Source organism: Deinococcota bacterium (assembly GCA_030858465.1).
Classification (GTDB): Bacteria; Deinococcota; Deinococci; order Deinococcales; family Trueperaceae; genus JALZLY01.
This window is the reverse complement of the sequence record JALZLY010000343.1, coordinates 1-2,498: the sequence shown is the minus strand read 5'-3', so window position 1 is coordinate 2,498 and position 2,498 is coordinate 1. Positions and strand designations below refer to the sequence as shown.

General features: G+C 63.7%; 2 protein-coding genes. Both read left to right on the top strand.

The annotated features are described in order from the left end of the window. Positions 1 to 834 (top strand): hypothetical protein (locus M3498_16780; protein ID MDQ3460925.1); only part of this gene is annotated, 834 nt, incomplete at its 5' end. Positions 835 to 1,176: 342 nt separating this feature from the next. Then, on the top strand, positions 1,177 to 2,498 hold a 1,322-nt coding region (locus M3498_16775; GenBank protein ID MDQ3460924.1), incomplete at its 3' end, for a sugar dehydrogenase.

Sequence of the window (2,498 nt, the reverse complement as noted above, 5' to 3'; positions counted from 1 at the left end):
GCCCCGCAGCACTGGCTAGCGAGGCCGCCGGGACGGGCGAGGCCGGTCTATGACCTGCCGGGCGGCGAGGTCGTCTACTTTGACGGCAGCGACGCGTTCTATATCGACTACCGCGAGCGGGTAAGGGTGCGCTGCGAGCCCGCACGGGGACACGTGTCCGTGTCCATCCTCGAGCCCGCTTTGGAGGAGCCGTGGCTTTTGTCCCACCTCATCTTTACCCTGCCTTTTCTCGAGCTTTTAAAGCGCCGGGGGCGCTACAGCCTACACGCGGCCGGCGTTGCGGTAGGAGGTCGAGCTCTGTTGCTGGCGGGCGCGAGCGGCTCGGGCAAATCCACGCTCACCCTCGCGCTCATAAAGGCCGGCTTTGACCTCATGGGCGATGACATGCTCTTTTTGTGCGACTCCGGCCGTAATGGGCTGCGGTTGCAGGCCTTTCCGGACGAGATCGACGTGACGGACACGACCGTCCGCTTTTTTCCGGAGCTTCACCAGCTTTTGCAGCGCCCTTTGGCGCGCGGTTGGCCCAAGCGGCAGCTGCCGGCAGACGCGCTTGACGGGGTGACGACCGTTTTGGAGTGCCGCCCGGCCATGCTCGTCTTTCCGAGCGTCGCCAACGCAAAGAGGAGCGTGCTCGAACCCATCACCGAGGCTGAAGCGCTGCTCGAGCTAGCGCCTAATATCTTGCTGACCGAGGCCCGCTCCTCGCAGGCGCATTTTGACGCCTTGGCCGAACTCGTAAGCACGAGCAGCCTCTACCGTTTGGCGACAGGGCGGGATTTTGCCGCCGTCGCCACGCTCTTAAAGGAGTTGCTCACTTCCTCCGCACCCACATGACCGCATGAACCTGCTGGCATGAGCCCGCTCATCACAAGGTCGTAGGCAACGCGCCATGACTTGTTGTGAAGGGCAGTGGTGGGGCAGTAGTTGGGCAGCCTCACACTTTATATTCCGCTGAAGTTAACCTGGCAATGTCCCTGAAAGTCAAGCCGCCAGCGTACTTTTGCCACAGTCCCGACAGAAACCGGTATTACATTTAACGGAAGGAGATTTAATTTCTAGCTAGGGTTAGGACTGAAATCTACGTTAACGGAGGTCTCACCTCGTTCCACTCATTTAGGTGCTTGCTGTGGTTACGCCTTGTCTTTCACTAACTCAAACTTAAAGGAGAAGAGATATATGACCAAAAACCCGTCACGTCGTACGCCGCTTTGGGCGCTAGCGCTCCTGGGCTTCATCACGCTCCTTTCGCTGGCCTTGGGTCTCGCCCAGACCACCGAGACCGCGCAAGACAGCGTCCTCGAGCTTCCCGAGGGCTTCACCGCTGAAAAGGTCGCGGACGGCCTCACCTTTCCCACCTCCGTCGCCTGGGACGACCAGGGCCGGATGTGGGTGGCCGAAGCAGGCGGTGGCTTCCAGCCCGAGCAGCTCGAGCCCTCGCGCCTCTTGCGGCTCGAGAACGGCTCGGTCGCCGAGACTATAGAGCTGAGCGAGCACCTCATCCCTCCGGTCGTCGGCCTCACCTTCCATGACGGCCACTTCTACATCACCCACCGCGACGTAAGCGACATGACCGGCGCCGTCTCCCGCGTGGCGATGGACGGCACCGTTGAGCAGATCCTCACGGGCTTTCGCGACGCGAGAGCCGAGCACTTCATGAACGGCATCGAAGTGGGCCCCGACGGCAGGCTCTACTTCGGCGTCGGCCAGGCGGGCAACTCGGGCGTGATGGGCATGGACGTCGGACCCTTCATCGAGATGAACCCCGACTTGCACTCGGTGCCCTGCGAGGACCTCACCCTGCTCGGGCACAACTTCATGGTTCCAGACTTCAGGGCCATGGACGAGAATGAGAACGGCGAAGACGAAGAGGGGCCAATGATCCTGACCGGCGCGTTCGTGCCCTTTGGTCAGGCGACCCAGCCGGGAGAGGTCGTCCCAGGTGAAGAGAAGTGTGGCGGCGCGGTCTTCTCCTTTGACCCCGACGACGCCGAAGGTACGCTGGAGAGGTTCGCCTGGGGCATGCGTCAGCCCATCGGCATCGCCTGGAACGCTGAGGGCGAGATGTTCGTCGGCGAGAACGGCTACGACGTGCGCGGCGCCCGCCCGGTCCAAGACGAGATGGACGCCACCCTGCGCGTGCAGCAGGGCGTCTGGTACGGCTTCCCCGACTTCTCGGCCGGGCGCCTGCCGCTGACCGAACCGCAGTTCGATATTCCCGACGAGGCCGGGGAGGACCTGCAACCAGCCGTCTTCCGGGGCAGCGACGAGGAGATCGGCAGGACGCTCACCTTCGTCATCGACCACGAGGCCAGCGGCCTCACCGCGCCGCCCCGGGAGGACGTGGTGGGCCGCCACCCCGTGCACTCCTCGCCCTCGCAGCTGGACGTGGCCCCTGAGGGCTGGGATGAGTACGCCGGCCACTTCTTCGTCGCCGAGTGGGGCGATCTGGCGCCGCCCACCAACCCGCTGGTGGTGCCGGGCGACCCCGAGGAGATGGA